The following is a 24,938-nucleotide window of genomic DNA, read 5'->3' on the forward strand; positions in this document are numbered from 1 at the left end:
GGGCGGGGAACGAAATAGAGCATTAGGCAGGGAGGGGGGACATATATGTAAGAAATGATGGGCGCGTATGAGCCAGAGTCGGTAGGGCGGGGCGGGAGCAAGCAGGGAAGGAGCAAGCAGGGAAGGAGCAAGCAGGGAAGGGATGGAAGCGGCAGGAGCATGTTGGGCGGGGCAGGAGCGGGTCGGATGGGGCAGGTGGCAGGAGGTCCGAGCAGAGCGGGCAGCGACCAGTGGGCCTGAGTAGAGTGGGCAGGCCGGTAGGAGCAGATAGAACCGATCGGGACCGGGAGTGACAGGAACATGACTGGAAAATGTGTTATGTTAGGTGGGGACGATACGGCGGATAGGCGAAACGGTAAGAAATTTTTTAATTTCCCTCAAAAAGGACGTTAAAATAGGCGAAAGGTTATAAAAAAATCATTTATCGCCTATTTTAACGCTGAAATGGCGTGAATCACTGCCGATTAGCACGCTAAATAGGCGAAATTTGTTTTTTTTCATTGTTTTCACCTACGCCCACACAGGGGCATACTGATAATCTCCCGGCGCTATCCAGAGCTCTCTTAAAACCCGTGTGGACAGGAACCTTGTAAACCTTGTACTATTGCTTCTGTTTACTTCTGCTGCGATGGCGCGGCAGAAGTCTCAGAGTGTCGGCGTGCAACCGCCCCAGAACCGATGCAGAGCTGACAACGCAGCGGCGCGGCACCAACACACTACCTGCCCCAGAACAGCCCCGGCGCCCACGCGCAACAGCCCGGCGTCGCGCGCCCCGGCCCCAGAACCGCCCAGCTGCCAACGCGCCACCTGCGCGCTGCCAACACACCACCGGCGCGCAGGCCAAGTATTGGAATAAAAAGGCTCCAACGGAGCCAGACCGGCCTGCCGGGCTTGCCTTTGACACGCCCGATGTGTATTTCAATCCACAGCCTCCCACGGAGCCTGACCAACAACGTTGAAGAAGGGACGCCTTTCAATCAGATTTTGATCTGACCTGAGGTGGACGAAAAAAGGGACGCCGCATCTGCGGCGTCCCTTTTCAATTTCTATCAGCTCTGGAGAGGAGCTTATTCTGCCTTTGCAGCTTCCGGAGCGGCGGCTTCCGCCGTCTTTGTCTCCGCTTTGGGGGCTTCGGCCGTAGGAGCTTCCGCCTTTGCGGCCTGAGCCTTTTCTTCCGCCTTGGCAGCGGGAGCGTTGGCCGGAGCCTCTGCTTTTGCCTCAGCCTTCGGAGCCGGAGCAGCCTCAGCCTTCGCGGCCGGAGCAGCCGGTTTGGCAGGAGCCGGCTTTGCGCCGGGCTTGGGAATTACGTGAATGATATTTCTCGGACACTTCTTCGCGCACATTCCGCAGTTTTTACATTTTTCCGGATCGATGACCGCGTGGTTGTTTTCCACGTGGATCGCGTCGAATTTACATTCCTTCTCGCAGATCTTACAGGCGATACAGCCCACTTCGCAGACGCTTCTGGTCACCTTTCCGGTGTCGCAGGAGCTGCAGCCCACGAATACTCTGGCGGTCTGAGGAACGATCTCGATGAGCTGGTTGGGGCACGCTTTGGCGCAGGCGCCGCAGCCGACGCAGGCGTCTCTGTCCACCACGGCAACGCCGTTGCAGACGTGGATCGCGTCGAACTTACAGGCGGCTACGCAGTCGCCGTAACCCATACAGCCGAATTTACATGCACCGTGACCGTTGAAGAACAGCTTGCTGGCTTCACAGGTCTTGAAGCCCTGATACTCCATGTCTTCTTTGGTCTTCTCAGAGATACCGGAGCAGCGGACACGGGCCACCACAGGAACGGCGGAACCGGCATCTACGCCCAGGATCTTGGAGATGGCGCTGGATGAGGTGGAGCCGCCGGGAATACACAGAGTCGGGGCAACACCCTTCGGATCGGCAGCCAGAGCGGCGGCGTAATCGTCGCAGCCGGCGTATCCGCAGGCGCCGCAGTTGGCGCCGGGAAGTACTTCACGGACGGCGACTGCAGTCTCATCTACAGGAACTGCCATGAACTTAGCGGCCAGGGTCAGGATAACAGCCGCGATGGCGCCGATTACCACAACCAGTATCACAGGTGTAATAATTGCTGACATTGTTGGCACCTCCTTAACCGAATATGCCGTCGATCATACCCGAGAATCCCATGAAGGCCAGGGACAGGATCGATGCGGCGATCAATGTGGAAGGAACGCCCTTGAAGCATTCCGGATAGTCGTTGTACTCGATTCTTCCGCGAACGCCCGCGAACAGTACCATCGCGAGGAGGAAACCGATGCCGGCGCCGAAGGAATTGACGAGAGACGGTATGAATTTGTAGCTCTCCGTGATGTTCAGCACGCACACGCCTAGAACGGCGCAGTTGGTGGTGATCAGCGGGAGGTAGACGCCCAGGGATTTGTGCAGGGCAGGCACGTATTTCTTCAGGATGATCTCGACCAGCTGTACCAGAGCCGCGATGACCAGAATAAATACGATGGTCTGCAGATAACCGATCCCGTTGGCGTCCAGCAGGTAGGTCTGGATCGGCCAGGTAGCCGCCGTGGCCATTACCATAACGAAGGTTACGGCGCAGGACATACCGAAGGCGGAATCCAGCTTTTTGGATACGCCCAGGAAGGGGCAGATACCCAGGAACTTAACCAGTACAAAGTTGTTTGCAAGGACAGCTCCCATAATGATGATCAACATTTCTTTCATTACTGAGCACCCCCTTCATTGCCCTGTGCCTGACCGCAGGCAGCGGCGGACGGGCAGCCGGCGCAGCCGTTTTCCTTGTTCTTGCTGGGCTTGCCGTTGGTCAGCTTGTTCACCAGAGCGATGAGACAGCCGAAGGTGAAGAAACCGCCGGGAGCCAGCATGAAGATCGCCATGGGGTCGATGTGGCCTGCCGTGACGGCAATACCAAAGATGGTGCCGTTTCCGATCAGCTCACGGATGCAGCCCATAGCGGTGAGCGCAAGCGTAAAACCGATGCCCATTCCAACGCCGTCCAGCGCAGAATCTATGACAGAATTTTTATTGGCGAACATCTCGGCGCGGCCTAAGATGATACAGTTTACTACGATCAGCGGGATAAAGAGTCCCAGCGCTTTGTCCAGATCCGGAAGGTAAGCCTTCAAAAGGAACTGAACGACGGTAACGAAGGCGGCGATCACTACGATGTAGCAGGGAATACGCACCTTGTCGGGAATAACATTCTTCAAGAGTGAGATGAAGACGTTGGAGCAGATCAGTACGACCATAGCGGCAACGCCCATGCCCACGCCGTTGACAGCCTGCGTCGTGACGGCCAGGGTAGGACAGGTTCCCAGAACCAGTACCAGCACAGGGTTTTCTTTGATGATGCCGTTAGTGAGAATACTCAGCCTGTTCTTCTTTTCTTCCATTACATAGCACCTCCTAACTCAGCGAATTGTTGCAGGGCAAGGGTAACGCCGTTGCCGACAGCTTTCGACGTATAGGTCGCGCCGGAGATACCGTCAACGCCGGATACATCGTCCAGTCCTACAAATTTGTTGGTATGATCGGGAACAGTGGCCTTGGAGCCCAGTCCCGGTGTCTCGTTGGACGCGTCGGTGACCTTTACGCCCACGATTTTTCCGTCCATATCGACGCCTACCATGGTGATAACGGCGCCGCCAAAGCCCTTGGCGGACACGGTGATGACGTAACCCGCGTCGTTGGTAGCTTTGTAGACTTCCGTGACCTCTGTGTTGGTCTTCACGAGAGCGGCGTCGGTGGGAACCAGGAAGTCGATCTCCATTGGTTCGAAGCCGTCGGCCTCAGCCAGGACCTCCGCCCGGGCCGCGTCGGCGTTCTTTTTTGTAATATCGTCGATGATCGGCTTTGTCACCTGATAAGCACCGGCTACGAGGAAGGTAGCGACGAGACAGATGAGCACCAGAACAACGGTAGGAGCAAAATTCTCTTTAAAACTATTGTTTTTTTCCATTACTGTTCACCGCCTTTCGGCACACCGTTCAGCTTCATTCTCGTCAGCTCGTCGATGTGCGGAGTCAGGATGTTCATCAGCAGAATGGCGAAGGAAACGCCTTCCGGATAAGAAGAGAACATTCTGATCAGCATGGTCAGAATACCACAGCCGATACCGAATACGATCTTGCCCTTCGTGGTGATGGGGGAGGTCACGTAGTCGGTAGCCATGAAGATGGCGCCCAGCATCACGCCGCCGGCGCAGATGTGGAAGATCGGATCCTGTCCCATGAGCAGAGCCATCACGGCCACCGTGGCGATGAAGCATACGGGGATGGTGGGCTCGATGACCTTTCTGATCACCAGGTAAACGCCGCCGATGAGCAGGGCCAGGGCGCTGATCTCACCCATGGAACCGCCGATGAAGCCCATGAACATGTCCGCGTTGGAGGGCAGATCCTCCATGGCGCCTTTCTGCAGGAGTCCCAGAGGAGTGGGGCCGGTAACGGCGTCAGCTCCGCCGGCCAGCTGCATTCTGGTCAGAGGCCAGGTGGTCATGGGTGTGGCGAAGGAGACGAACAGAACGATACGTCCTACGATAGCGGGATTGGCAAAGTTCTGACCCAGTCCTCCAAAGAGCTGTTTTACGACGACGATGGCCACAAAACAGCCGATGACGGCCATCCAGATGGGAAGATTGGCCGGCAGGTTAAAACTCAGAAGCACGCCGGTGACTACTGCGCTCAGATCGGAGATCGTCTGAGTGCGTCCAGTGATCTTGCGGAACGCCCATTCAAATACTACGCTTGCGATCACGCAGGACACGGTGAGCAGCAGAGCTCTCGGCCCAAATACGTAAACGGCCATGAGAAGGGCCGGCATTAATGCGATGATAACATCCAGCATGATGCGGGATGTGTTGACCGGTGATACTACGTGAGGCGCGGAAGAAACAATTAAGTTTCCGTGTTTGATCTCGCTCATTATTTCTTACCTCCTTCCGCCTTTTCGGCCTCAGCTTTGGCCGCCTCAGCCTTGGCAGCCTCCGCTCTCGCGGCCGCGGCCAGCTTATTCTTTGCCAGTTTATTGATGAAACTCAGCTGTTTTCTGGCAGGACATACATAAGTACAGCAGCCGCATTCCATACAGGCTGATGCATGATATTTCTTCAGGGCGTCCAGATCGTCGCGCTCGTAAGCCTTGTGGATCGCGGTGGGCATCAGATTCATGGGACACGCTCTCACGCAGCGTCCGCAGTTGATGCAGGCGGTCTCCTCGTTGATCTGAGCGAAGGAGTCGTCGAAGGCCAGAATGGCGTTGTTGCCCTTGAGAATGGACATGTCGTCGTTGGGGATCGCTTTACCCATCATCGGTCCGCCCATGATGATCTTCTTGGGTTCGCCGGTGAAGCCGCCGCAGAAGTCGATCACATCCTGAATGGGAGTACCGATGAGAACTTCCACATTTTTCGGTTCCTTGACCACATTTCCGTCAACGGTCAGACTCTTGGATATCAGGGGCATACCGGTCTCCAGGTATTCTTCGATCTTCAGAACGGAGTTGACGTTGGAGACGATAACGCCCACCTCGGCGGGCAGCTTGCCGGCCAGCAGGTGTTTTCCGGTGGTCTCGTAGATGATCACACGCTCCGCGCCCTGCGGGTACTGCTGGGACAGCTCGTGCACTTCGATCTCCGGGGAATCTTTCAGCAGTTCCTTAAACTTGGCAATGGCGTCGGGCTTGTTGCCCTCGATGCCGATGATGCCCTTTTTCAGGTTCAGGAAATGCATGATATGTTTCACACCGTTGATGATCTGTTCGGCGGATTCGAGCATGGTGCGGTGGTCGACCGTTATGTACGGTTCGCATTCCGCTCCGTTCAGGATGAGGGTATCTACCTCTTCCGGATTTCTGGGGTTGTACTTAATGTGCGTAGGGAAGCCGGCTCCGCCCAGGCCGACGACGCCGCTGGCGCGAACAGCCTTGAGGAATTCGTCCTTGTTGGTCACAACAGGGGCCGCTACGGTCTCCGCGGCTTCCTGCTTACCGTCAAGCGTAATAACGATATTGGTGTCCACACGGCCCATGAGCGTCATCCGCTTTTCGATAGCGGTTACTTCTCCGGATACACTGGAGTGTATCGGAGCGCAGACCGGAGCAGCGTTGTCTCCGATCACCTGTCCAACCTTAACGTGATCGCCGACGGCGACGGTAGGCTGGCAGGGAGCTCCAATGTGCTGAACCATCGGAATATATACCTTTTCAGGCAGCGGCATCTTTACGATGGGCAGGCTGGAGGTATTTTTGCAATGGTCGACATGGATTCCCTTAAGATGTTTTTGAACTGAACTCATAAACTCTCTCTCCTTATCTAGCCTTGTCAAAAATTGTAGCTTTTTTCTACACTCTGAAAGGGTGGCAGGGCCCTACCTCTATATATATTCACATGCAGAAGAGTATAAGCACCTACAGTATTAAAGGATACACCTTTTTGCAAAATAAGTAAAGAGAAAAAAGTCGAATTTGCAAGGCTGGCGGGGTGAAAACACCCGGAATTGTTAAAATTATGTCGATTATGAATGATAAAAAAACGCAGCCGCATCCCAGGTCGGGAAAGAAAAGGAAAATGTAATTTTTACCGGTCCCATAACCCCCTTATATAAATAGGAAGTAAAATTTACGCTATCCTAGCGGAGAGGCCTTTGCTAAGGGAGAAATGGACCTGAATCGCCCCCTGATCCGGCATCAGGGAGCGGCGAATCTGGACCGGTATTGCTTGGGCGTCATGCCGGTGGACCGGCGGAAGACCCTGGTGAAGTAGCTCTGTTCTTCAAAGCCGCACTGCATGGATATTTCGATGAGGCGCAAGTTTGTGGTAGTCAGCAGCGTCTGCGCCTTTCGTATCTTCCTGTCGGTCACAAAGCTGGTGAAGCTGAGTCCGGTCTCCTTTTTAAAATGTGTGGAGAGCCAGGACGGGTTCACGTAAAGCCGCTCCGCGGCTTCGGCCAGCGACAGGGAGCAGTATTCATCGGACAATATGAGGCTGATGAGCTGGGAGACGATCTGAGAATCGCCCGAATAGATCTGAGAAAGCTTCTCTGTGGTAAAATGCCGGATAAACGGGGAGGTCCAGCTTTTCAGCTCGGATATGGTGCTCACTCGATCCAGAGAATGGATGAATTCAAAGGAGTCCAGCATGGCTGTCTCGGATCCGCCGTTTCGCGATACCAGAACGCAGAGCCCGGCAAGATGATTTTTGCAGGCGTCGACGCGGCCGTTTTCCAGAATGAGCAGCTGGTTCAGGTAGGCGGTCATGGACACCTGAGCCTTTTCTATATTGCCGGAAGCGATGTGGCGGAGAAGCTCCTTCTCGTCGGCGGCCAGATCGGCGCGCGCTTCCGGCGCGCCGCCGGAGCAGGAGGACGAAAGGGCCTCGGGGGAAGGGGCGGGAAAACGCCGGATCTCCGGAAGGGGAAAAGCGCACTGATAGAGCAGAGTCGCCAGGGATGCGACTTCCTTTGCGGAAAAGGAGGGGACCTTTTTCACAGCGGCAAAAACAGCGGCGTGCCACTTGGCGCTCCTTCCGCTGTCCGGAGCCCGGTTGAGAGACAGGATCTGCGTCAGGATGGCGGCTTCGTCCCGCTCCATGATCACGGGACCGGCGATCAGGCAGCCGGCGCAGGCGTTGTTTTTGACATAGGGGACAGCGATCTGAATAAAGCCCGCGGGGCACGCGAAATAGTAAGGCTCGCCCAGTGTGGAGACGATGTTGACGGCCAGCCTGATATTTTTTCTGCACGGCGTATCTTCACGGTTGTACAGAGGGAGCAGAGAACAGACTTTCGATCCTGCATTCAGCTCAAAGACCACCTGACAGTCCGGCGCGTACAAGGTGACGCACAGTCCGGTGATCTTGCTGAACGCTTCCACTGCAGCGGAAAGGTCTTGGGGCAGCGGTATGGGCGAGGGGGGAACGTCGGGTCTCTCGGCAGGTTTTTCATCAGTTTTTTCCTCGGGTTTTCCCTCGGGGCTCCCGGGGAATCTCCCGGAGGGGATCGTCATAGATTTCATAGCGGGCTCCTTGCTGTTTTCTGGTAAAGGGTAAAGATCCCGTCGGCTTTGAAAGGACGGCTGATGGGATTTTGATTATTTTTATAATAATATTTTTATTATAAATTAGAATGAAATTTATATCAATATTAGTTTGTGTGAGATAAATAATAAAATAATTACAAAATACGCTGAATATTGAACAATATAAATTGCATGAGAAAGAGTTATAATGCTGTTATCGGAATAGTTTGACAACACAGGTTGAAGGCAGGAAAGCGAGGAGAAAAATATGGGAAAAGAACTGATCTTAAAAACACTGCGGCATGAGAAAACGGACGCGGTGCCCTGGGTACCCTTTGCCGGCGTTCACGCGGGAAAACTGAAGGGGTATATGGCCGACGAGGTGCTGACAGACAGCGACAAGCTGTATGAATCCCTGATGGAGGCATATAAGCTTTATGTACCGGACGGTCTGCCCACACTGTTCGATCTTCAGCTGGAGGCGGAGGCTCTGGGATGCGATCTTCTCTGGGCCAAAAATAATCCGCCTTCCGTTCAGACTCATCCGCTCAGCGGAGAAAAAAGCATACCGTGCCGCTGTAAGATCCCCACGGAAGAATCGGGAAGGATCCCTGCAGTGCTGGACGCCATGCGCAGAGTGAAGGCGGATATCGGAGACGGCGCCGCGCTGTACGGGTTGATCTGCGGGCCCTTTACGCTGGCCTCACATCTGAGGGGGACGGATATTTTCATGGATATGATCACGGATCCGGGTTATGTGACGGAGCTGCTGGAGTTCTGCGGCGAGGTGGCGATCAAGATGTCTTCCATGTATCTGGACGCGGGTATGGACGTGATCGCGGTGGTGGATCCTCTGGTGAGCCAGATCTCTCCGAAGCACTTCAATCAGATCCTGGCGCCTACTTTTACGGCGGTGTTCGACTACGTCAGGAGCAGAGGCGCGTATTCCTGCTTCTTTGTCTGCGGCAACGCCACCCGTCAGATCGAACCCATGTGCAAGACCAATCCGGACGGCATCTCCGTGGATGAGAACGTGGATATGGTAAAGGCCAAGGAGATCACCGACCGGTACAATATCGCCATCGGCGGCAACATCCCTCTGACCACGACCATGCTCTTCGGAACGCAGCAGGACAATATGAAATGCGTGATCGACCTGCTGGACAGCATGGATCACCACAACCTGATCATCAGCCCGGGCTGCGATATGCCCTATGACACACCCATCGAAAATACCATCGCGGCGGCTCAGGCAGTGAAGACGCCGGATGCGGTCCGCGAGATGATCGCAAATTATGAAGGCGGCGGGTTTGAAGACATCGAGATCGAGATCCCGGATTACGGGCATCTGGACAAAGTCCTCATCGAGCTGTTTACGCTGGATCCGGAGCAGTGCGCGGCCTGCACCTACATGGTAAACGTGGTGAAAGACAACTACGAAGATATGAAGGACATCGCGGACTATGTGGTCTACAAATACAATGTGAAGGAAGACATCGCCCGCACCATGAAGATGGGGCTGAAAAATCTTCCCACCATGTGCATCAACGGGGAACCCAAATGGGTGTCCATCATTCCCAGCAGGGAGGAATTGCTGGAGGAAGTGCGCAGGTGCGCGGCGCGCTAGCCGCCGGGGCTCAAAGGAGAAAGGAGCTGAAATATGATCGAACTCACGCTGCTGACCGGCTTTCTGGGGGCGGGGAAGACCACGCTTCTGCGCTCTCTGCTGAAAGGCTTTGAAAATGAAAAGATCGGCGTCATCATCAACGAATTCGGGGAGATCAATATCGACGGAGTACTCCTGCAAAAGGACGGCGTGGAGATGAGGCAGCTTTCCAACGGATCGATTTTCTGCGCCTGTATCAAAGACAAATTTGTGACGGGCCTGATCGAAATGTCCGGCAGCGGCGTATCCAGACTGTTTATCGAGGCTTCGGGACTGGCCGACCCTGCCAGTATGGAACGCATTCTGGAAGGCGTCCGGGAACAGCTGTACACGCCGTATGATTACAGGGGCGCCATCTGTGTGGTGGATGCGGAGACCTATCTGGATCTTCAGGATGTGCTGCCGGCGCTGCGCAGCCAGGTCGAGTACAGCGGCGCGGTGGTCATCAACAAGGCAGATCTGGCGGGGAACGGCCAGGTGGAAGCCGTGAGCGCAGCCATAACGGAGCTGAACGCCGGGGCCGGGCAGTATGTGACCTCCTTTTGCAGGCTGGATTTCAGGGAGATCCTGCGCCGTCTCTCGCCGGTGGACAGGGAGAGCAGAGAGAGCACCAACACGGTGGAAAGCAGGCCGAAGACATTCGTGCTGCGCAGCGCGGAGCCGGTGGAGAGGAGCAGCCTGCTGCGCTTTCTCAGGGCGGCGGCGCCGTCGGCTTACCGGATAAAAGGCTTTTGCAGAACGGCGGAGGATGGGATGACGGAAGTCAGCGCGGTGGGAACGCGCATCAAGCTGCGGCCATGGGAAGGGGACGGGGCGGAACCGGACCTGGTGGTGATCTCTTCGGTGGGCATCCGAATGATGAGTCTGATCGTCGGCGCCCTGGAGGACTGCGGCCTGCGTGGAAAGCTGACGCTGTGAGCGGCCGGGGCGCGGCCTGATCCGGACCGGATGAGCCGGCCCGGTGTGACGGACCGCTGGAAGGATCTGTGCGATCGGGGAGAAGGAGTGGGGCAGATGGCTGTGACAATGGGACCGCAGGGAGATCATTTCCAAAAAATAGAGGACAGGTGTGTGGAATTCTATCAGGAGAAGGTGCTCTCACCGGTAAAAATGGCGGCGGGGATCATGGCGGCGGACGACTTCCCCATGCACAGCCCCCATCACCATTTTCTGGTGCCTGCAGTGCTTTTGACCGCAGCCGCCGTCAGAAGCGGCATGGACGAGAGGACCTTCCGGCAGAAACTGCAGCTGGCGCGGTCCAGAGCAGTGAAAGTCCCCGGCGGTTATTGCGGAGAATATGGAAGCTGCGGCGCGGCGGTGGGCTGCGGTATCTTTGCCTGTGTATGGCTGGGGACCACGCCCCATTCAGAACAGGATCTGGGCGCTGTGAACCGGATAACGGGGGAGGCTCTCTGCAGCATCGGCCGTTATTCGGGTCCGCGCTGCTGCAAGCGATGTTCTTTTCTGGCGCTGTTGGCGGCGGAAGATTTTCTGACGGAGCATGGGGGGCCCGCGCCGGAGCCGGAGAAGCAGATATTTTGTGGATTTTATAAGGAAAATCCCGACTGCATCGGTGAAAAGTGCGTATTCCGGTATAGAGCGAAAACGGAGTGATCACATAGATGAGCCATGGGTCAGGAGCGGCGCTGTGACAGGAGGAGTGTGCAAAATGAACATAAAAGTTGGATCCGGCGGGCGGAAAAGCCGGAGGATGGGACCGGTCCTTCTGCTGTTGGCGGTCATGATGGCCGCGCTGCCGATGCTGGCGGGCTGCGCTTCCGGACAGGACGGGACAGACAGTCCGGGTCAGAGCGGCGGCGCGGCAGAAACAGCGGGAGGATCCGGTGAAGTCAGGACGCTGCGGGTAGCCATGCTGGGCAAGGATATCAAGACCGCCTGCGTGATCCTGGCGGATGAGCTGGGCTACTTTGAAGAAGAAGGAGTGAACGTGGAGTTCGAGAAGGTCTCTTCGCTGGCGGACGCGCTGACGGCTGTGAGCACGGGCAAGCTGGATGTTCTGCCATACGGCGTCATCCCCAGCTGCAGTTTTATCTCACAGGGGACGGATGTGGTGATCTTCGGCGGCACGATATCCGAGGGCAGCGAGGCCATCGTGAAGCCGGAAAACAAGGACGCTTTCCGAAGTCCGGAGGACTTCCGGGGAAAACGGATCGGCTGCTTTCGGATGGAGACGGGCCACATGGTCATGAAGGGAGTTCTGCGTGAAGCGGGACTGGATGTGGACAGAGATGTGAGCTTTATCTATCTGGATTCCTCGGCGTCGATCATGGAAGCGGTGATGAAAGGCGAAGTGGACGTGGGATTCGTAAACAGCGGTTACGGTTATATAGCCGAACAGTCCGGCGCGGCCGTGGCCTTTGCGGTGGGTGACCTTGTGCCGGACTTCCCCTGCTGCCGCCAGACTGCGTCTGCGGAAGCGCTGGCTGATAAACGGGACGCTCTGGTCAAATTCGAGACGGCCCTGCTGCGCGCTCTGGACGTCTACCGAAATGACAGGACCACCACCGTGGAAAAATTGACTGCCTATTCCGGACAGGACGCCGCTTATGTGGAGGCCATCATGTACGGAGGCGGCGGCTATGACAACGCAATGATCGTGTCGCTGGATCCCAACAAAAACAAAGTTGAGGATTTCTATGAAGTAATGAAGGCGAACGGTGATATCGACGCTGGCACGCCTTACGATATCGCGGACTATATCGACACCTCTGTTTACGCAGACGCATTGGACATTCTGATCGACAGAGGGGAAGGCGGCGGGCTCTACGAAGAGCTGAAGGATGAATACGGAAGGAACAATTCCTGAGAGGTTCAGGGAGTTGGTCAAGGGGAGTCCCGGCGGAAACGCCGGGACTTCGCCGAAGAATGGACGTGAAATGATGGAGAAGATCGCAGTCGAACATCTAGATTTTACTTATAAAGACAGCGGACAGCGCGTGCTGAAGGACTTCAGCCTCCGCGTGGAGGAGGGGGAATTTCTCTGCGTCATCGGCCGGTCCGGGTGCGGGAAAAGCACGCTGCTGCGGCTGCTTGCGGGGCTGGAACGGCCGCAGCGGGGACGGATCCTGCTTGACGGCAGGGAACTGGGGGGACCGGATACGGACCGGGCGGTGGTATTTCAGCAGGATCCCCTGTTTCCCTGGATGACCGTGCGGAAGAACGTTGTCTTTGCAGCGGCGAAAAGCGGACGTTTTACAAAACAGGAAGCGGCAGAGCGGGCGGAGTATTTTTTAGAGAAAACGGGAATGAGCGCAGAGGGAAAAAAGTATCCCTGCCAGCTTTCCGGTGGCATGAGGCAGAGAACGGCGCTGGCCCGGGCGCTGGCCATGGATTCGGAGGTGCTTCTTCTGGACGAGCCTTTCGGAGCGCTGGACAACAGGATCAGAGCGGAGCTGCAGCAGCTGATCCGGGACTTGTGGGCGGACAGCTGCCGCGGCGCCGGGGACGGGATAGCCGGGAGCGCCGGGAAGCGAAAGACCGCCGTATTTGTGACCCACGATCTGGAGGAAGCCCTGATCCTGGCCACGCGGATCGTATTCATCAGGGACGGAGCGGTGGACAGAGAGCTGAGCGTGTCGGAACGGATCAACCGCTGCTGCGCGCAGTCGCTGAATCTGGCGGACTGTCTGGAGCTGAAAGCTTCGCTGGCGGAGTGGTTTCAGTGAGTGAAACGGGAGGAGCGCTGTGAGAAAAAAGGTCCCTGTATCCATGATCGTCAGCCACATCCTTTTGGCCGCGCTGCTGACGGCGGTATTTCTTCCCGGCGAAAAAGCGGTGAAGGCTCCCTGGCCGCTGCTGTGCGGCGTGGCTCTGATCGAGGGATATTATCTGGTAAAGATCATACGCAGGCCGCGTTCCAGGACGTCGGCTTCCGATCTGCTGGCTATCGTGTGGGCCTTTCTGCTGATCTGGGAGACCGCGGTGACGAAGCTGGACCTGATGCATCCGGTGCTGGTACCAGCGCCGGAGAATGTCTTTGCTGTGTTCGCGGAGCAATGGCCCGTACTGCTGTCAGGGGTGTGTTCCTCAATGGAACTGCTGTTTTTCGGCGTGCTGACAGGGCTGGCGCTGGGTACGGTGTCGGGACTGGTCTGCGGCTGGATCTCCCGGCTCAGAGAAGTGTTTTATCCCATCGCCAATGTCCTTGCGCCCATCCCCTCCGTCGTATTCGCGCCGTATATTATCGCTCTGATGCCCAGCTTTCGCAGCGCCTCGGCCATGGTCATCGTTCTGGGGATCTTCTGGCCTGCTTTTCTGAATACGATCCTCAGAGTGGAGGGCATGGAAAGACGGATCATAGAGTCCGCCAGGGTCCTGAAGCTGGGCAACGTGTCCATGATCTTTGAGATCCTGCTGCCCTACGCCATGCCGGGCGTCGTGGGCGGGCTGAAGGTGACCATGACCACCGCCGTCATGCTGCTGACCTTTGCGGAGATGATGGGAGCCACCAGCGGCATGGGATATTATATTGTGAATTACAATACCTACGGCAATTATACAAACGTGGTGGCCGGCATCATAGTGGTGGGGTTGGTGGTCACCGCCCTGAACCGGCTCACATCCTGGATCCGGGAGAAGACCATACGATGGCGGACGGAATGACGGAACATGGTCAGGCGCGGTCCGGGCAAGAGAAAATTGGTATGATTTGATTGACTTTCAGCAGGGAATGGAGTATTATGAATGATGAAATTCTATAATTGACGAATCAAAAATGATTGAATGAAAGAGTGCGATTATGTTACTGGTGAATGCTGAAAATATATCGAGAAAAAGAGAGCAGGAAATCTGTTTTCACTGCAATCCGCTGGTGGAGCTGGTGGCCAGCCTGCATGTCCTGTCCAATCCCGACCATCACGAGGCCTGCCAGAGCTGGATCATGAAGATGAACAGCATCCTGGACAAAGGACTCCGGGCTGAGATCAATTACTTTGCGACCAATTATGCCCAGTGGCTGTTTATCATGGACATCGTGACCCGGGTGGCTTGTGAGAAGGAGCGTTCCTGCGTGGAGGAAAGCCGGGATTTTGAATATTATCTCAGTAAGGTTGAAGAGCTTTGCGACGAGGATTTCGCCTATGCGTTTCTGAGCATAGGAGCTTTTCGGCTGTCACGGGAGACGCTGCGGGAGTGGATGAAGGATCCGGACGCCATATCGAAAGAAAAACTGCAGAAGATAGAGCGCTACATCAGTCCCAATAATGTGATCATGTTTCTGCGCAATATCGACAGCTACCGAAAGCGCCTGCTCCACATCTTCCGCGCATACTGGGACAGAGCCTTCGGCGCCTTCTGGGAGGAAAGCCTTCGGAGCTTTATCTCAGACGCGGTGGTGAAGCAGAAGGTCACGGCGGGGAAGGGCTCTGTGGTCGATTATATTATGAGCGTGCACGAACTGATCCACGTGGAGGATGGGAAGCTCCTGATCAAAAAAGAAGTGGACTATGAGATGGAGCTCAGCGAGATCGGGTATGTTCACGTCTTTCCCTCACTGTTTACCGGCCCCCACCTGATGCTGGATATATGGGGAAATGAACTGATCCTGTACTACAATCTTGACTTCTATGAGCTGGACAGATCCGCGCCGGTGCCGGCGGATATGCTGGAGTGTCTCAAGGTGCTGGGCGATGAAAGCCGGCTGAAGGTGCTGAAGCTGATCTGGGAGGAAGGACTGACCACGCAGCGGCTGGCGCAGATCCTGAATCTGGCGCCCAGCACGGTGTCGGTCCACCTGAAGCTCCTGAAAAAAGCCGATCTTGTGAGATGTAAGCAGGTCAAAAAATTCGTGTATTACGCAGCCAATCAGGAGCGGATCGAGGAGATCTGCCAGCAGCTTGGGGAGTATCTGAGTTAGAGAAGCGCGGCGGGAACGGCGGAGAGCGGAAAAGCGACGGTGAAAAGCAGGCGACAGGCCATTGAAAAATGGCTGTCGCCTGTTTTTTTACGTTCATGAACAAGGCTTTCACGAATTTTCAGAAAAAACGCACATTAATTCGATAAGTAGTTGACTGACGAATATTTAACTGCTACAATATAATCAATTCGTCAAATGTACAATCGGCGACTTGAAAATAAGCCCGGCTTCGCCGCGGTTTTGACGCTGATGTACGGCTGAGGACGAAATGAAGGAAATGGATGAGGAGGAAAATGACATGTTAGTGAATCAAAACTACAATCAGACCTTTCAATTCAGAATGTGTACGGAGGAACAGCTGTGCCGTCTGCATTTTGCCACACTGGAAGTGTTGGAACGAACAGGCGTCAAGATCTACGAAAAAGAGGCGCTGAAGCTTCTGAAAGACGGAGGCGCTTACGTAGATGACGAACAGATGGTGGCGAAGATACCGGCCTGGATGGTAGAAGAAGCGATCCGCACAGCGCCCAGCCGTATCCCCGTGGCCGATATGACGGGAAAACGGACGATGTTTCTGGAGCGGAACAACGTTTATTACGGCAGCGGCACCGACCTGCCCAGCTTCACCGATATCTACACCGACGAGGTGCGGCCTACCACGTTGAAGGATATCGAGAACGTGGCCAGGGTGATCGAAAGCTGCGATAATTTTTCTTTTGTATCGAACAACGGACTGGCCAACGACGTGCCTCAGGAACTTCACGATCTGGTCAGCCTGAAAGTGATGCGTTCTCACTGTAAGAAACCCAATCTTGTGACCGCCACGGACAAGGGCAATCTGCAGGCGTTGATCGACATGGCGGCTGAAATGGCCGGCGGCTACGACGAACTGCGCAGAAATCCGACCCTGCTGCTATACAATGAACCGGTATCGCCGCTGATGAACAGTATGGAGGCCGTTCAGAAGCTGCTGCTCTGCGCCGAGTACGGGATCCCGACCACCTATGCGGCCGGGGGCGTATCCGGAGGGACCTCGCCGGTGACGCTGTCGGGCAGTATCGTCCAGAGCAACGCGGAAGGGCTGGCGGGTCTGGTCATGCACCAGCTGAAGCGCAAGGGTTCGCCCTTCATTTACGGCTATGTATACGGAGCAATGGACATGAAGACCACAGTCAATATTTACGGCGGACCGGAACTGGGCATGGTACATACCATTATGGCGGAGCTGGGGAAATTCTACGGACTTCCGGTCTACGGCACATCGGGCTGCACGGACGCTATCCGGGTGGATGCTCAGGCAGGCATGGAAGCCATGTACAGCATCATGTGCGCGGCGCTGTCGGGGGCCAATCTGGTACACGACAACGGTTATACGGGCATCGGCCTGATCGGCAGCCTTGAGATGCTGCTGCTCTGCGACGAGACCATTTCTTTCGTGAAGAGATTGACCCAGGGGATCAAATATGACGATGAATCCATCGCCCTTGATATTATCCACAAGGTAGGCCATGGAGGCGACTACGTTTCTCAGAAGCACACGGTGAAGCATTTTAAAGAAGAAGTTTTTTATCCGGACTTCCTGAACCGGAAGCAGTACCCCTCCTGGAAGGAAGACGGACAGAGGACCATCAACGAAAAGCTGAAGGAGAGGGCAGTGGAGATCATTGAAAAGGATGCGCCGGTGCTGCTGGACGATCATACATTGAAGGTCTTCGACGAGATCTACGCCGACAGAAAACGGCAGATGGAGACGGAAAAAAGGCAGTAGAGGTTTGAAGGAGCAGGGAGAAAGCGAGGGAAAAGACATGAGTAAACTGTATAAGAAAATGCAGGAAGCTGTACTGGAAGGCGATGAAGACGTCGTTGTGGAGTTGGTCCAGGAGGCTATCGACGAGGGATTGAATGCGGAAGAGATCCTGAACGACGGACTGATCGAGGCTATGAATGAGGTGGCCGTACTGTTCAGAGACGGAGATATGTTCGTGCCGGAGGTATTGATGTCCGCCAACGCCATGCAGGCGGGCAACGGTCTGCTGAAGCCCCTTCTGGTGCAGGGAGTCTCGGAAAAGAAGGGCAGGATCGTCATCGGCACCGTGGAGGGGGACCTTCACGACATCGGCAAAAAGATCGTCGGTATGATGCTGGAGGGCGCGGGCTTCGAAGTCATCGACCTGGGTATGGACGTGAAACCGGATCGCTTCATAGGCGCGCTGAAAGAGACGGAGGCTACCATGCTGGGAATGTCCGCTATGCTGACTACCACCATGACGGTGATGCCCGTGGTGATCGAGAGGATGAAAAAAGAAGGGTTCGGCCACGTAAAGGTCATGATCGGCGGAGCGCCCGTCACAGACGCATATGCGCAGCAGATCGGCGCCCACTATTCCTACGACGCCTCGTCGGCTGTGGAGCTGGCAAAGCGGCTGGCGGAAGAATTGAAGGCATAGGAGACTGTCCGGAGAGGACGTCCTGAGGGCGTCCTCCGCAGCTCCACGGCTGAGTGGTTCAGGCGGAACCGGACAGACTCCATGCAGTGAGATGACGAATAGAGGGTAAGATGCAGGTACGTAAGGATATCCGCTTTCGAGTGGAAGAAGGGAGAAAATATGCCGGATAACAAACAGAGAGAAGGCTTTGGATCCATGGTGGGATTCTTGTTGACCATCCTCGGATTTGCAATTGGAGAAGGCAGCTTCTGGAGATTTCCATACATGTGCGGCTCAAACGGAGGCGCGCTGTTTATCATCACTTATTTGATCGTGGTCGTCGTCATTGGGATCCCGCTGCTTACGGCTGAAATATCCATGGGATACGTGACCCAGAAGACCGCGCTGGGCGCTTATAAAACATTGAAGCCCAACACGAAGTGGTATTACGCCGGTTATCTGCACATGGTGGTGGCGGTCCTGATCAACAGCTATATTATCCCGGTCTATGCATGGGTGCTGACCTATGTTTATCGAACCGCAACCGGTTTCTTTGTCGGACTGGATGCTTCAGAAATAGAAGCGTCCTTCCATGCGCTGAATACCGATTACAAAACAATGTTCATTTTTGCACTCTTTTTCTGGGCATGTATGGTGGCTGTCATAAGCAGAGGCGTACAGTCGGGCCTTGAGAGAGCAAACAAATTTATGCTGCCTGCCATAGGAATTATTATGATCATATGCATCGTAATGGGGCTGACCATAGACGGAGCCGAAAAAGGGGTGGAGTTTATGTTCAGACCCAATACCGATGGTTTTACATTCAACTCCATAACCTCTGCGGTGGGTCAGGCATTTTTCGCGATCGGGATCGGCATGCTGGCGTCGATGGTATTTGGAAGTTATATCAAGAATAAGAATGAAAATATTGTGAAGCAGTCGACCATCATCTGCTTTGGAATTATTTTCGCAGGGCTGGCGGCGGGAATGATGATCTTCCCCATGGTCTTCGCCTTTGGACTGGAGCCGAATTCGGGAACCGGCCTGTCCATGATCACGCTGCCCAATGTTTTTAACCATATTGCGGGAGGACGGGTCATCGGCACGTTATTCTACATCAGCTTTTTCTTCGCCACTTTGTCTACGGCCATAGGGATCGCGGAGGCCATCGTGGCAGAAGTCATGAACCGCCTCGACTGGAGCAGAAAAAAAGCACTGACAGTGGTAATGTTTGCAACTATGGTGATAGGCAGCCTGGCTATACTGATCCCCGGGTTCCTGGATAGAGTCGACATCATAACAGGCAATTATCTGTTGGTTATCAGCGGATTCGTCATTGACATCTTCGTCGGGTGGATATGGGGAGTGGAGAGCTTCCTGGATGCGATCAATGTGAAAAACAGAGTGCTGCGGATGTGGGTGGGATATTCAGTGAAGTATATCTGTCCCGTTGCGATCATCGTTATATTTACAGGGAACTTCCTGTAAAACGCCCGTAAAAAAAGCAGGATATCATTGATATCCTGCTTTTCTATGTATTTGTTTCGTATTCGTTCAGATCAGCCTGAGACGAACGATTCTATACCAGTTCTCCAGCGTCGGCCTTGGCCTGCTCTTCCGGAGTCATCTTTGTGACGGTCACTCCGACGAACGCCAGCAGGAAGGTCACGATGGGCATTGCATAGTTGAACACAGCCCAGGGAGCATAGGTGCTGGCAGTTACGCCCAACGTAGCCGCGATGTACATTCCGCAGGTGTTCCAGGGAACCAGCGGCGACGTTACCGTACCGGCGGATTCCAGAGCGTTGGATAAGCTCTTGGGATGGATACCGGCTTTTCTGTAAGCGGAAGCATACATTCTTCCAGGCACCAGGATGGAGATGTACTGCTCCGGCATGGTGATATTGGAGAGGAGACAAGTGACCTCCGTAGCTCCGATCAGCGCCGGGCCGCTCTTTACAACCTTGGTGATCTGCTCGATGAGAACTTCCAGCTGTTTGGTCCCTTCCATGATGCCGCCGAACATCATGGCGATGACTGTCATCAGGATCGAAGAAGCCATGTTCATGAGTCCGCCTGTGGAAAGCAGATCGTTCAGCGCGTCGATCTCAGTGTTGCACACAAAGCCGTTTCTCGCCACTACCAGAATATCTCCCAGGGTAGCTCCCACGTGAGAGACTTCCAGAGTGTCCGGATCGTAGATCGCCAGGTTGCCCTGGAAGAGCACAAGGATCGCTCCCACGATAACGCCCAGCGTGATTCCGGGGATCGCGGGGATCTTCAGCGCGATGGCCAGGATAACTACCAGCGGCGGAAGCAGCAGGATCGGGCTGATGTTGAAGGTGCTCTTCAGTCCGTCCATGAGGATGGTCACCTGAGAGGTGTCCACATCATTGCTGGACGCGTGCTGGAAGCCGTAAATGCCGAAGAAGATCAGCGCGATGGCGTAGGCGATAGCCGTAGCTTTGATCATGTACTTTACGTGGGTGAATACGTCCGTACCAGCCATGGCAGGGGCCAGGTTGGTGGTGTCGGACAGCGGCGACAGCTTGTCGCCGAAGTAGGCGCCGGCCAGGATCGCACCAGCGGTGGGGCCGACGGGCATTCCCAGTCCCTGAGCGATACCCATGAGCGCCAGTCCCATGGTCCCCATGGTGCCCCAGGAAGTACCGGTGGCCAGAGACGTAATGGAGCAGATGAGCACGGATGCGATCAGGAAGATGGACGGCGATAACAGTTTCAGTCCGAAGTAGATCATGGTGGGGATGGTGCCTGACAGCAGCCAGACGCCTACCATCATACCTACGATGCTCAGAATGAGGATCGCCTGCATTGCTCTGGAGATACCGGTGATCATCATTTCCTCGATGGCCGACCACTTATAACCCAGACGCAGAGACATGAGAGCCGCGATGATAACTCCGATGAACATCGGAATGTGCGGATCTACCTGAAATTTAATGATGCCGATGGACATGATGATGATGAGTCCCGCGAACGACACGATGGCTTCCCAAACATATGGCTGCCGTGGAGTCTTCGCACTTGTTGAATCTTTTCCCATTGATTCTCCTCCTATAAAATAGAAAAAAATAACTACACTCCTATCATACCGAGTTCGATTTGTCCTTTCAAGCTTTTTTCAAATATTCCGAATTTATCTTGCGGATTTACCACATATCTGAAAATATTCATTTTTTATCGCATGTAGAGGACTTTGGCATTATAAACCACTTTTTTGTAAAAATTCGCGGCTGAAATTCTGAAAGTACAGGATGGATGAGTTTCAATTAATTACCTGTTGCATATTGAAAAGATCAGAATATAATTAAACTGTCGGCGGTACGCGCCGATCCGGCAAAACCGGGGAAACCCGGCGGCGCAAAGCTATAGGGCCTTAGAGAGCGCAGATTGGGGGGCGTGATGATGGCAGCCAGTTGCAACGACAGTTTCGCGTCCGTTTTTTTTGATAAGCATATAATAGGTAAAGGGAACACTCCGCAGGTATTCTGCGGTTTTGTTTGCTTTACCTTTTTTATTGTCCGGAAACAGCAATTTATAAAAGTGGGTTTTTCGGCCATTTTGGCCGGAGGATAGAAAAATTTTCTGCGGCAAGCGGGGGGCGGAGAGTGCAGCTTCTAAACCGCAGTATTGTAGATCATGAATATAAAAGTCTTATTTTTACGTGTGGGGGAAAAGAGAATGAAAAGACATGGATTGGCCGCGCTGTGCGGCCTTGCCGTCATCCTGTTCTGCACCGGCGCGGCCTGGGGCGCTCAGCCGGGGGATGGGGAAAGCGGAAAATATATTTTTTCAGGCGGAACGATCGAAGGTATTCAGAAGACGTTTATAGAAGGGATCGAGCCGGAGGATGACGGATACAGATATATGGATCTGGATATTCCGGCGGAGATCGATGGGCGGCCGGTGACCGCCATCGGGGACAGCGCTTTTTATCCGGCGTCCTACTCTGCTTATCCGGAGCTGCGGGTGCGCAGCATCTCTCTGGCCAGGGCGTCCTCGCTGCAGACCATAGGGAAGTATGCGTTTTACAACATGGGGGGAAGCCTTTACGGGGCCATGGAGCCCAGTCTGCTGAAGCTGCCGGAGGGGCTTCGATCCATTGGAGGAAACGCGTTCTGTTATCAGCGGGGGATCGGGGGAGATCTGTTCATCCCGGACAGCGTGGAGAGCATCGAGGCCTCTGCCTTTATGGGCGCCGGATTTGACGGGACCCTTCGCCTGCCGGAAAACCCGGCGTTTGTACGGCTGGAATCCCAGACCTTCAAAGACTGCAGGTTCAGCGGCGTGCTGACGATCCCGGACAACGTGACCGCCATTGCCGGCGGCAGTGTTTTCACAGGAGCGCGTTTCAGCGGGCTGATCCTTCACGACGGCATTGAGGAGATCGGAAAGTCGTCCTTTCGGGACTGTGCCGCGTTGACGGAGATCCAGACCGCGGGAGGCAATGCCGGATCTGAAAACGCCGCGGCGGCCGTGGCGCTTCCCTCAGGGCTGAAAGTGCTGGGAGACAACGCCTTCAACGGCTGCGCGGGGCTTGAGGGAAGCGTGGTGCTGCCGGAGGGACTGGTTTCAGCGGGCATTTCAGTTTTTGGAGGGACGGGGATACAGACTATCTACGCATCCCACAGCATGACAACGGTCTATCACGCTGATTTTATAAAGAACATGGGAAAGCTCACCGCCTTTGTTTTTCAGGATAAAGAAGGATATGACAAATACAGGAGCGCCATCGGCAGTTCGCAGCAGAAATTCTGCGCCTATCCTGCGAAGGTCGTTTTTCAGGATCAGGAAGGCGGTGTTCTGGAGACCAGAGACGTGCTGTATAACCGGCCGCTGAATTTTGCGGCGGATGCCGGTCTGGTATGGCAGGAGGACCCGGATTTCACTCTGCCCGCCCTTCCAGGGGCGGCGAAGGGCTACCAGCTCAAATGGACTGCGGACCGGTCGGAGCTGACGGGCGTCGCAGTCTCCGCCGCGGTGCGGTGGGATACCCTGTTCCCGGTGCTGTCCCTGGAAGACCCGGTGATCACGTTCGGTGAGGGGATCGACAAGGCTTACGACGGAACGCCCAGCCTGCTGCACGTCACGGCGTCCCATCCGCTGGCTTCCCTGTTCAGCGAGGCGGACGTCGGCAATGTGCTGTTTTACTATTGGTGGTATTGGGATACGATCACGCCCACGGAGTATGTGCTCAAAGGATTTGATCAGGATGCCTACGACGTGGGAGGGGTGAGAGCTCCCTTCGCCATCAGCTGCAGCGTGATCGTGCAGGCATATATCGTCACGCCGGAACGCGAGACGCAACTTTTCTATACTGCGCCGTCCCACTCTTTTGTGGTGGATATGCGAAAGGGAGAACCGGTGGTGAACCCCGTATATCCTGCCGGTACGCTGCTGCTGTCGGCGGGTCTTCCCGATCTCAGCATCAAAGAGGGCGATACGCCGGGGAAGATCAGCTGGGATGAGGGACAGTCGCTGGCGGAAGGGGAACACGCTTATTCCTGGACGTTTTTGCCGGAGGATTCCAAGAATTACAACACCGCCAGCGGAAGTATCGTTCTGAAAGCGGCGGCGTCCCTGCCGGATCCCGGCACGGGGAGCGGCTCGGGCCACTCCGGAGGATCCCACGCAGGCAGCGGAACGGGCGGCTCCGGGGGAAACGGATACGACATCAGGAAAACCGTGACGCAGACGGACGGCCAGGCAGCCGAAAGTCAGGTGACGGGCCAGATCAAAGCCGGCGCCGCGGAAGTGACGGCGCAAAGAATAGAAGACGCGCTGAAGGCCGTCTCACAGGAGGCGGAGGCGCTGGCGAAAGAGACGGGGACGCAGGCGCAGACGAAAGTTGAGATCATTTCGGAGACTGGGCCGGCTGAAGTGCCCGCTCAGGCGCTGCACGCCGTAAAAGACGCCGGCGCTTTACTGGCGCTGCAGGCAGAACAGGTGAAAGTGACGTTTGGAAGCGAAGCGTTGGCGGTGCTGGCCCAGGCCGGAGACGAGAAGCTGCTGTTCAGCGCCCGGCTGCTGCCGCGGACCGGGGAGCAGGCAGACGGCGCCGCGGTCTGTACGCTGGATCTTCACACGGAACGGGGAACAGTCTCCGATCTGAATGGAGATGTTACAGTGGAGGTCCCCTACGAAAAGTCGGCGCCCCACCGGGAGGTCATCGTCTATTACGTGGCGGAGGATGGGAGCCGGACCAGGGTGACGGAAGTGACATACGACGCCGCGGAAAAGAAAGCGGTCTTTCATACCACGCACTTTTCTGTATACGAGATCAGGGACATCGCCCCCGTTCCATTCGGGGATGTGAAGGGTCACTGGGCTGAGGAAGCGGTGAGCTTCGCTGTGGAGCACGGATTATTTGAAGGAACGTCCCGCGATACATTCAGCCCTGAGACTGTAATGACGCGGGCCATGCTGGTCACCGTGCTCTGCCATGCGGCAGGTGATCCCGGCGCCGCTGGAGAAGTGAAGTTCACAGACGTGGCAGAGGATGCATGGTACCGGACGGCGGTAAACTGGGCGGCTCAGGCAGGGATCGCGCAGGGCTATCCCGACGGGCAGCAGTCTGAGACGCGGGCGTTTAAGCCTGATCAGCCCGTGACCAGAGAAGAACTGGCGGTCATGCTTTGCGCCGCGGACCAGATCAAAAGTTCCGGGGAGGCGATGGTAAAATCTGCCGAGGGGGAATTCAGCGACTGGTCCGATTCGTCGGAATGGGCGCGAAAAGCGCTGAGCTGGGCCGTGGATCAGGGGATCCTGTCCGGTAAGGGAGGGAAGATCCTGGACCCGAAGGGCCCTGCTACGAGAGCGGAAACAGCGGCCATTCTGAAAAATGATCTGACGAGACTGACGAGATAACAGCGTTGATCAATTGACGTGATCGACGGCGGAGCGCCCATGTTGCAGTGTGCGCTCCGCTTTTTTTGTGAAAAAT

Annotated in this window: 20 protein-coding genes and 1 riboswitch; of the genes, 12 read left to right on the top strand and 8 right to left on the bottom strand. The window is 55.4% G+C overall.

Going from position 1 to position 24,938, the window contains the following annotated elements:
- The first annotated feature begins 54 nt into the window (after positions 1-54).
- Positions 55-240 (top strand): hypothetical protein, encoded by a 186-nt coding sequence (locus E0E37_RS09505; RefSeq protein WP_130862790.1) that lies wholly within the window; start codon positions 55-57, stop codon positions 238-240.
- 827 nt (positions 241-1,067) lie between these two features.
- Here E0E37_RS09505 and E0E37_RS09510 read toward each other — a convergent pair.
- The 7 genes from E0E37_RS09510 to E0E37_RS09540 all read right to left on the bottom strand — a co-directional run bounded on the left by E0E37_RS09510 (position 1,068) and on the right by E0E37_RS09540 (position 8,004).
- Positions 1,068-2,093, bottom strand: a complete 1,026-nt coding sequence (locus E0E37_RS09510; protein WP_130862791.1) for an RnfABCDGE type electron transport complex subunit B — start codon at positions 2,091-2,093, stop codon at positions 1,068-1,070.
- A gap of 13 nt (positions 2,094-2,106) precedes the next feature.
- Positions 2,107-2,697 carry an electron transport complex subunit RsxA gene (gene rsxA / locus E0E37_RS09515; protein WP_130862792.1) on the bottom strand — a complete coding sequence of 197 codons (591 nt, stop codon included), beginning with the start codon at positions 2,695-2,697 and terminating at the stop codon, positions 2,107-2,109.
- Positions 2,697-3,386 carry an electron transport complex subunit RsxE gene (rsxE, locus tag E0E37_RS09520; RefSeq protein ID WP_130862793.1) on the bottom strand — a complete coding sequence of 230 codons (690 nt, stop codon included), beginning with the start codon at positions 3,384-3,386 and terminating at the stop codon, positions 2,697-2,699. The genes rsxA and rsxE overlap by 1 nt, the downstream gene beginning before the upstream one ends.
- Positions 3,386-3,952, bottom strand: coding sequence for an FMN-binding protein (locus E0E37_RS09525; RefSeq protein ID WP_130862794.1), 567 nt, complete (start codon positions 3,950-3,952; stop codon positions 3,386-3,388). The genes rsxE and E0E37_RS09525 overlap by 1 nt, the downstream gene beginning before the upstream one ends.
- The gene (locus E0E37_RS09530; protein ID WP_130862795.1) at positions 3,952-4,917 is read right to left on the bottom strand and encodes an RnfABCDGE type electron transport complex subunit D; all 966 of its coding nucleotides are present in this window, start codon (positions 4,915-4,917) and stop codon (positions 3,952-3,954) included. The genes E0E37_RS09525 and E0E37_RS09530 overlap by 1 nt, the downstream gene beginning before the upstream one ends.
- Positions 4,917-6,287: an electron transport complex subunit RsxC gene (gene rsxC / locus E0E37_RS09535; protein ID WP_130862796.1), complete on the bottom strand. Its 1,371-nt coding sequence runs from the start codon at positions 6,285-6,287 to the stop codon at positions 4,917-4,919. The genes E0E37_RS09530 and rsxC overlap by 1 nt, the downstream gene beginning before the upstream one ends.
- Positions 6,288-6,678: 391 nt before the next feature.
- Positions 6,679-8,004, bottom strand: a complete 1,326-nt coding sequence (locus E0E37_RS09540) for a helix-turn-helix domain-containing protein (protein ID WP_130862797.1) — start codon at positions 8,002-8,004, stop codon at positions 6,679-6,681.
- 271 nt (positions 8,005-8,275) lie between these two features.
- Here E0E37_RS09540 and E0E37_RS09545 point away from each other — a divergent pair, with 271 nt between their 5' ends.
- The 10 genes from E0E37_RS09545 to E0E37_RS09590 all read left to right on the top strand — a co-directional run bounded on the left by E0E37_RS09545 (position 8,276) and on the right by E0E37_RS09590 (position 19,462).
- Entirely contained in the window at positions 8,276-9,634 is a 1,359-nt protein-coding gene (locus tag E0E37_RS09545; protein ID WP_130862798.1) for a uroporphyrinogen decarboxylase family protein, read from the top strand.
- A gap of 33 nt (positions 9,635-9,667) precedes the next feature.
- Positions 9,668-10,591: a CobW family GTP-binding protein gene (locus tag E0E37_RS09550; protein ID WP_130862799.1), complete on the top strand. Its 924-nt coding sequence runs from the start codon at positions 9,668-9,670 to the stop codon at positions 10,589-10,591.
- Between the two features lie 96 nt (positions 10,592-10,687).
- Positions 10,688-11,287, top strand: a complete 600-nt coding sequence (locus E0E37_RS09555) for a DUF5714 domain-containing protein (RefSeq protein WP_130862800.1) — start codon at positions 10,688-10,690, stop codon at positions 11,285-11,287.
- A gap of 55 nt (positions 11,288-11,342) precedes the next feature.
- Complete coding sequence (locus E0E37_RS09560; protein WP_165445302.1) at positions 11,343-12,500, top strand: ABC transporter substrate-binding protein; 1,158 nt, start codon at positions 11,343-11,345, stop codon at positions 12,498-12,500.
- The gene (locus E0E37_RS09565) at positions 12,475-13,359 is read left to right on the top strand and encodes an ABC transporter ATP-binding protein (protein WP_130862802.1); all 885 of its coding nucleotides are present in this window, start codon (positions 12,475-12,477) and stop codon (positions 13,357-13,359) included. The genes E0E37_RS09560 and E0E37_RS09565 overlap by 26 nt, the downstream gene beginning before the upstream one ends.
- Before the next feature lie 19 nt (positions 13,360-13,378).
- The gene (locus E0E37_RS09570) at positions 13,379-14,296 is read left to right on the top strand and encodes an ABC transporter permease (RefSeq protein WP_130862803.1); all 918 of its coding nucleotides are present in this window, start codon (positions 13,379-13,381) and stop codon (positions 14,294-14,296) included.
- 136 nt (positions 14,297-14,432) lie between these two features.
- Complete coding sequence (locus E0E37_RS09575; RefSeq protein ID WP_130862804.1) at positions 14,433-15,548, top strand: ArsR/SmtB family transcription factor; 1,116 nt, start codon at positions 14,433-14,435, stop codon at positions 15,546-15,548.
- A 277-nt stretch (positions 15,549-15,825) separates the two neighbouring features.
- Positions 15,826-17,316 (top strand): trimethylamine methyltransferase family protein, encoded by a 1,491-nt coding sequence (locus E0E37_RS09580; RefSeq protein ID WP_281275525.1) that lies wholly within the window; start codon positions 15,826-15,828, stop codon positions 17,314-17,316.
- Between the two features lie 37 nt (positions 17,317-17,353).
- On the top strand, positions 17,354-17,995 hold the full coding sequence (locus E0E37_RS09585) for a corrinoid protein (protein WP_130862806.1): 642 nt from the start codon (positions 17,354-17,356) through the stop codon (positions 17,993-17,995).
- Between the two features lie 159 nt (positions 17,996-18,154).
- Complete coding sequence (locus tag E0E37_RS09590; protein WP_130862807.1) at positions 18,155-19,462, top strand: sodium-dependent transporter; 1,308 nt, start codon at positions 18,155-18,157, stop codon at positions 19,460-19,462.
- A gap of 91 nt (positions 19,463-19,553) precedes the next feature.
- On the opposite strand, the gene nhaC is transcribed toward E0E37_RS09590, so the two are convergent.
- On the bottom strand, positions 19,554-21,038 hold the full coding sequence (gene nhaC / locus E0E37_RS09595; RefSeq protein ID WP_130862808.1) for a Na+/H+ antiporter NhaC: 1,485 nt from the start codon (positions 21,036-21,038) through the stop codon (positions 19,554-19,556).
- Between the two features lie 282 nt (positions 21,039-21,320).
- Positions 21,321-21,419: riboswitch (cyclic di-GMP riboswitch) on the top strand.
- Between the two features lie 257 nt (positions 21,420-21,676).
- On the opposite strand from nhaC, the gene E0E37_RS09600 reads away from it, so the two are divergent.
- The gene (locus tag E0E37_RS09600) at positions 21,677-24,862 is read left to right on the top strand and encodes an S-layer homology domain-containing protein (protein WP_165445304.1); all 3,186 of its coding nucleotides are present in this window, start codon (positions 21,677-21,679) and stop codon (positions 24,860-24,862) included.
- Positions 24,863-24,938: the final 76 nt, after the last annotated feature.

The organism is Bacilliculturomica massiliensis (assembly GCF_900605495.1).
Classification (GTDB): Bacteria; Bacillota; Clostridia; order Peptostreptococcales; family Anaerovoracaceae; genus Bacilliculturomica; species Bacilliculturomica massiliensis.